This is a genomic window from Pectobacterium sp. IFB5596 (assembly GCF_021432585.1).
Classification (GTDB): Bacteria; Pseudomonadota; Gammaproteobacteria; order Enterobacterales; family Enterobacteriaceae; genus Pectobacterium; species Pectobacterium punjabense.
The window spans coordinates 1-6,602 of sequence record NZ_LXFY01000026.1; the positions used below are offsets into that span (position 1 = coordinate 1).

The window sequence follows — 6,602 nt, forward strand, 5'->3', positions numbered from 1 at the left end:
ATGGCTTTATCTGCAATCGATTTCCTCACTGTTTGCACATAGAGATCACTAGGAATAAGAAATATAGGGAAATAAATGACGATCTTATATATCCAGATTCGTAAGAACAAAATGGTTGTGCGTAATCCTGAAACACACCAAGAGCTAGGCGATTCCAGTCAGGTTTTCAGTAATACACGTCTACTGGTCGCTGATTTTTTTCGTGCAGAGAAGGTGCTTAAAGATTTAGCCCGAAAATTAATAAAACGTAACTGGTTTAAATTTGGTCAGGATGTACTTGTCATTCATGCGCTTGAAATGAATGACGGTGGGCTGTCTCAGGTTGAGCAACGTATTCTTCAGGAAATAACGGTTTCCACTTCACCAAGAGCTCGGCTAGTTATGATCGAAAATGATCGAGTATTGGCCGATGCGGAAGTTATTGAACAAGCAAGGAAAAATAGATAAAGCGCATAACGTTTTTTTAGGCACAGTGAAACATTTTCACCTTATGCGTTGAGCACTCGACATTAGTACAAAAACTCGCTATCTTCGGGCATCTGGATGTCTAAACGTTTAAACGTATGCTTTGAGGATATAAGGTTATGCCAATTCGGGTTCCTGATGAGTTACCAGCCGTTAATTTTCTGCGTAATGAGAACGTCTTTGTCATGACGTCCTCGCGTGCTAAAACGCAGGAGATTCGTCCACTCAAAGTGCTGGTTCTGAACCTGATGCCTAAGAAGATCGAGACTGAAAACCAGTTTCTACGCCTGTTATCCAATTCTCCCCTACAGATCGATATCCAACTGCTGCGCATCGATAGCCGAGAGTCAAAGAATACGCCAACTGAGCATTTGAATAATTTCTACTGCAATTTTGACGATATTCAGGACGAAAATTTTGATGGTTTGATTGTTACCGGTGCCCCGCTGGGGTTAGTCGATTTCTGCGATGTTGTGTATTGGCCGCAGATCGCACGTGTCATCGAGTGGGCAAAAGAACATGTCACATCCACATTATTCGTGTGCTGGGCTGTACAGGCGGCTCTCAATATCCTCTACGGCATTCCGAAGATGACCCGAAAGGAAAAGCTGTCTGGCGTTTACTTGCATCAGACGTTACAACCCCATGCTTTGCTGACCCGCGGCTTTGACGAAACGTTCCTGGCCCCACATTCGCGTTATGCAGATTTTCCGGCTGATGTGATTCGGCAGCACACGGATTTGGATATTCTGGTTGAGTCGGAGCAGGCCGGCGCTTACCTGTTTGCCAGTAAAGATAAACGTCTGGCGTTCGTTACCGGACATCCTGAGTATGACGTTCTGACGCTGGCAGGAGAGTTTTTCCGTGATAGCGATGCCGGATTAGATCCAGCGGTTCCGGTTAACTATTTTCCGGATGACAATCCTGAATTGGCACCGAAAGCGAGCTGGCGTAGCCACGGACATCTGCTTTTTGTTAACTGGCTAAATTATTATGTTTACCAGATTACGCCTTACGATTTGCGCAAAATGAACCCTACACTCGACTAGCTCCCATCTTGATCTTTTTCTCTGAGGCACCGTTAAAGGTGCCTTTCTTTTTTGTATTGAACTACTCCATTCTCGTTAGTTAGTGAAAGCTATTTCTTTTCCTTGTTAATATTAATCTTCAATTTTATCATGTGCTTGAATTTGTTTTTCCATAAAAATGGAAATTGTTTTTGATTTTTGTTTTTATTGCATTACGCTTAATTCTGTCGGCTAAGAAATGTACATGCTGTTTTTTGCCGACCTAGCGGTTGTTGATGAATGAAGCGGAATCTGAAAAGGAACCACGAATGATGCAGCAGACGATAAACAGAGAATTGGCATTTAGTCAGCGTTTTGGCGAAGGTGAGAAGCACATTCTTACTGAAGAGGCGGTTAATTTCTTAGCGGAGTTGGTCGCACATTTTACGCCAGCACGTAATCAATTACTTGCTGAACGGCAGGTGCAGCAGCGCAATATCGATCAGGGCAAACTGCCAGATTTTATTTCAGAAACGGCTTCCATTCGAAATAAAGCATGGACGATACGCGGTATTCCCGATGACCTTCAGGATCGCCGCGTTGAAATTACTGGCCCGGTTGAGCGGAAGATGGTGATCAACGCATTGAATGCCAATGTGAAGGTTTTCATGGCGGACTTTGAGGATTCGCTATCACCGGGATGGGAAAAGGTGATTGATGGGCAAATCAACTTACGCGATGCCGTACGCGGTACGATTTCCTATATCAATGAAACAGGAAAAATCTACCAACTGAAACCCAACCCTGCTGTATTGATTTGTCGGGTACGCGGGCTGCATTTGCCTGAAAAACACGTGTCCTGGCAGGGGGAAGCCATTCCCGGTAGCCTGTTTGATTTCGCGCTGTATTTTTTCCACAACTATCAGGAATTGCTCAAGAAAGGTAGCGGCCCCTATTTCTATTTGCCAAAGACACAGTCATGGCAGGAAGCGGCCTGGTGGAACGATGTCTTCTGCTATACGGAAGATCGTTTTGATCTTCCGCGTGGGACGATCAAAGCAACGGTATTGATTGAAACACTGCCTGCCGTTTTCCAGATGGACGAAATCCTCTACCACTTACGCGATCATATCGTCGGGTTGAACTGTGGCCGTTGGGATTATATTTTCAGTTATATCAAAACATTAAAGAACCACAGCGATCGTGTTCTGCCCGATCGCCAGTCGGTGACGATGGAAAAACCCTTCCTCGGTGCTTACTCGCGTTTGTTAATCAAAACCTGTCATCGTCGGGGTGCATTCGCCATGGGCGGAATGGCAGCGTTCATTCCGAGTAAGGATGCGGAACGCAATAACTGGGTGCTGGATAAGGTACGTAAAGACAAAGAGCTGGAGGCTCGCAATGGTCATGATGGCACCTGGGTGGCGCATCCAGGGTTAGCGGATGCGGTGATGGACGTGTTCGATCGGGCGTTGGGCGAGCGTAAAAATCAGCTTGATATTCGCCGTGAACAGGATGCCCCCATTCGTGCAGAGGAACTGCTGGAACCCTGTCCGGGAGAGCGTACGGAAATCGGTATGCGCGCGAATATCCGCGTTGCCGTGCAGTACATCGAAGCGTGGATATCTGGCAATGGCTGCGTCCCGATTTATGGGCTGATGGAGGACGCGGCGACGGCCGAAATTTCCCGTACCTCAATCTGGCAGTGGATTCGTCATGGCAAGACGTTGAGCGATGGTCGTGTGATCACCAAAGCGCTATTCCGCCAGATGTTGGCCGAAGAGATGTTTGTGATTCAGGAAGAATTAGGTGATGCCCGTTTTAGCGGAGGGCGTTTTGGTGAAGCTGCCCGGCTGATGGAGCAAATTACTACGCAAGATGAACTGATCGATTTCCTGACATTACCCGGCTACGCATTGCTTGATTAATCCTGATTGATAATAAAAAGGAACCTCTGCTATGACGACCTCTCGTACCCAACAAGTCCAGCATATCGAAAAAGAGTGGAAAACCGCCCGCTGGGAAGGTATTACGCGCCCCTACAGCGCAGAAGATGTGATTAACCTACGTGGATCGGTGAACCCGGAATGTACGCTCGCGCAGCTCGGCGCGGCGAGGTTATGGCGCCTGCTGCACGGCGAGGCCCGTAAAGGCTATGTTAACTGTCTGGGGGCGCTGACGGGCGGACAAGCTTTACAGCAGGCTAAAGCCGGCATTGAAGCGATTTACCTTTCCGGCTGGCAGGTGGCTGCGGATGCCAATTTGGCGTCCAGCATGTATCCCGATCAGTCGCTCTACCCGGCAAACTCGGTGCCTGCGGTGATCGAACGTATCAATAATACGTTCCGGCGTGCCGATCAGATTCAGTGGGCGAATCATATTGAGCCGGGCGACAAGCGCCATACCGACTACTTCCTGCCGATTGTGGCGGATGCAGAGGCGGGGTTCGGCGGCGTGCTTAACGCATTTGAGCTAATGAAATCGATGATTGAAGCGGGGGCGGCGGCAGTCCACTTTGAGGATCAACTGGCATCGGCAAAAAAATGCGGGCACATGGGTGGCAAGGTGCTGGTTCCCACGCAGGAAGCCGTTCAGAAGCTGGTCGCGGCGCGGCTGGCGGCGGATGTCATGGGCGTGCCGACCTTACTGGTTGCGCGAACCGATGCGGATGCGGCTGATTTACTGACGTCTGACTGCGATGAATATGACCGTGATTTCATCACTGGAGAACGTACGGTGGAAGGCTTCTATCGTACGCGCGCCGGGATTGAACAGGCGATCAGCCGTGGGCTAGCCTACGCACCTTATGCGGATTTAGTGTGGTGCGAAACGTCGACGCCAGATTTATCGCTGGCGCGTCGTTTTGCCGAAGCCATCCACGCGAAGTTTCCCGGCAAACTGCTGGCGTACAACTGTTCGCCCTCCTTTAACTGGAAGAAGAATCTGGATGACAGCACGATTGCGCGTTTTCAGGATGAGCTGTCGGCAATGGGCTACAAGTATCAATTCATTACGCTGGCTGGCATCCACAGCATGTGGTTCAACATGTTTGACCTGGCGCATGCCTATGCACAGGGCGAAGGGATGCGGCACTACGTAGAAAAAGTGCAGCAGCCTGAATTCGAGGCGATTAAAGACGGCTATACCTTCTCATCGCATCAGCAGGAGGTGGGGACGGGCTATTTTGATAAGGTGACGAACATCATTCAGGGGGGCGAGTCTTCAGTGACGGCGCTGACGGGATCGACGGAAGAACAGCAGTTCTGATCCTGCCCGGTCAGCGTTCAGCTGGCCGGGTTTCATCTGGAGATCATGATGACGCGTGACCTTGAAAAGCTGGTGGCGCAGACGATCCTGCAAGGGTTTGATGCGCAATATGGACGTTTTCTTGAAGTGACGGCGGGGGCGCAGCAGCGTTTTGAACAGGCTGACTGGTCTGCCGTACAGCAGGCAATGAAACAGCGTATTCATCTATACGATCACCATGTTGGGCTGGTGGTCGCACAGTTGCGCTGTATTACCGGTATCCGTTGTGATGATGCGGATTTTCTGGCATGTGTGAAGCATATCTACACCCGCTTACTGCCGGATTATCCACGTTTCGAGATTGCTGAGAGTTTCTTTAACTCCGTCTATTGTCGGCTATTTAACCATCGGGAGCTGACGCCCGATAAACTGTTTGTTTTCAGTTCTCAACCAGAGCAGCGCTTTCATGAGATTCCCCGTCCGATTGCCAAGACGTTTGTGCCCACGGATGGCTGGCAAAGCATGTTGGAAAAGTTGTTGGGTGACGTGCCGCTGCGTTTACCGTGGGAAGATTTACCGCGTGATATTGCCTATATCATTGCGTATTTACAGCGTACTTTCTCGGCGGAGCAGCTTGCTCAGTCTACGTTACAGGTAGCGAATGAGCTGTTTTATCGCAACAAAGCAGCCTGGTTGGTGGGGAAACTGTCGCTGCCTGACGGTTTTTTTCCGTTCCTGCTACCAATTCATCACAATGAACGCGGTGCGCTATTTATTGATACCTGCTTAACCAGTCAATCAGACGCCAGCATCGTGTTCGGTTTCGCCCGCTCTTACTTCATGGTCTATGCCCCGTTGCCGTCCGCGCTGGTGGCCTGGCTGCGCGACATTTTGCCGGGGAAAACGACGGCGGAGCTTTATCTAGCTATTGGCTGTCAGAAACACAGTAAAACCGAGTATTACCGTGAATATTTGCACTACATTGCCGAATCAGAAGAGCAGTTCATTATCGCTCCCGGCGTGAAAGGCATGGTGATGCTGGTATTTACGCTACCTTTTTTCGATCGCGTATTTAAGGTCATCAAAGATCGTTTTGCGCCGCAGAAAGAAGTGAGTGCGGAGCGGGTCATGGCGTGCTATCAACTGGTGAAAGAGCACGATCGCGTTGGGCGCATGGCGGATACGCAGGAATATGAAAATTTCGTCATCGATAAGCACCGAATCAGCTCGGAACTACTGGATGAACTTTGGCGTGAGGTACCTGATAAGCTGGAGGATCTGGGCGATCGGCTGGTGATCCGTCATCTGTACATGGAACGCCGGATGACGCCGCTTAACCTCTATCTGGAACAGGCAAACGCACAGCAGTTGCACGATGTGATTGAAGAGTATGGCAATGCTATCAAACAACTGGCAGCGGCGAATATTTTCCCCGGTGATATGTTGTTTAAGAACTTCGGCGTCACGCGCCATGGGCGGGTCGTGTTTTATGATTATGATGAAATCTGCTACATGACTGAGGTAAATTTTCGCAAGATTCCGCCGCCGCGTTACCCGGAGGAGGAGTTGGCCGCTGAGCCGTGGTACAGCGTTGCACCGAATGATGTGTTTCCTGAAGAGTTTCCGCATTTCCTGTGCAGTGACCGCCACATTCGTACGCTGTTTGAGGAAATGCATGGCGATCTGTTTTGTGCGGACTACTGGCGGGCATTACAGCAGCGCATCAGGGAAGGGCATATCGAGGATGTTTACGCCTACCGACGCCGCAAGCGTTTTAGCCAGCGTGCTGATCCGCGATACACAACTGCTGAGAATGATTCTGGCTTTTGTCGTAACCCGGCATAATTTAGCCGGAAAGCCTGGGTACACAGGGCGGCGGCGATT

At 49.8% G+C, this 6,602-nt stretch carries 5 protein-coding genes; all 5 read left to right on the forward strand.

Annotated features, from left to right (window positions below):
• Positions 1-75: 75 nt before the first annotated feature.
• The 5 genes from A6301_RS16180 to aceK all read left to right on the forward strand — a co-directional run bounded on the left by A6301_RS16180 (position 76) and on the right by aceK (position 6,563).
• Positions 76-447, forward strand: a complete 372-nt coding sequence (locus A6301_RS16180; protein ID WP_107171169.1) for a YjaA family stress response protein — start codon at positions 76-78, stop codon at positions 445-447.
• 137 nt (positions 448-584) lie between these two features.
• Entirely contained in the window at positions 585-1,514 is a 930-nt protein-coding gene (metA, locus tag A6301_RS16185) for a homoserine O-succinyltransferase (protein ID WP_107171168.1), read from the forward strand.
• A 287-nt stretch (positions 1,515-1,801) separates the two neighbouring features.
• Entirely contained in the window at positions 1,802-3,400 is a 1,599-nt protein-coding gene (aceB, locus tag A6301_RS16190; protein WP_234258262.1) for a malate synthase A, read from the forward strand.
• Positions 3,401-3,431: 31 nt separating this feature from the next.
• Positions 3,432-4,739, forward strand: a complete 1,308-nt coding sequence (gene aceA, locus A6301_RS16195) for an isocitrate lyase (RefSeq protein WP_234258263.1) — start codon at positions 3,432-3,434, stop codon at positions 4,737-4,739.
• A gap of 48 nt (positions 4,740-4,787) precedes the next feature.
• Positions 4,788-6,563 carry a bifunctional isocitrate dehydrogenase kinase/phosphatase gene (gene aceK / locus A6301_RS16200; protein WP_234258264.1) on the forward strand — a complete coding sequence of 592 codons (1,776 nt, stop codon included), beginning with the start codon at positions 4,788-4,790 and terminating at the stop codon, positions 6,561-6,563.
• Positions 6,564-6,602: the final 39 nt, after the last annotated feature.

Bases quoted from the DNA above. Each gene is read 5' to 3' on its own strand.
- aceA (WP_234258263.1), top strand. From the start codon at position 3,432: ATGACGACCTCTCGTACCCAACAAGTCCAGCATATCGAAAAAGAGTGG.
- A6301_RS16180 (WP_107171169.1), top strand. From the start codon at position 76: ATGACGATCTTATATATCCAGATTCGTAAGAACAAAATGGTTGTGCGT.
- aceB (WP_234258262.1), top strand. From the start codon at position 1,802: ATGATGCAGCAGACGATAAACAGAGAATTGGCATTTAGTCAGCGTTTT.
- aceK (WP_234258264.1), top strand. From the start codon at position 4,788: ATGACGCGTGACCTTGAAAAGCTGGTGGCGCAGACGATCCTGCAAGGG.
- metA (WP_107171168.1), top strand. From the start codon at position 585: ATGCCAATTCGGGTTCCTGATGAGTTACCAGCCGTTAATTTTCTGCGT.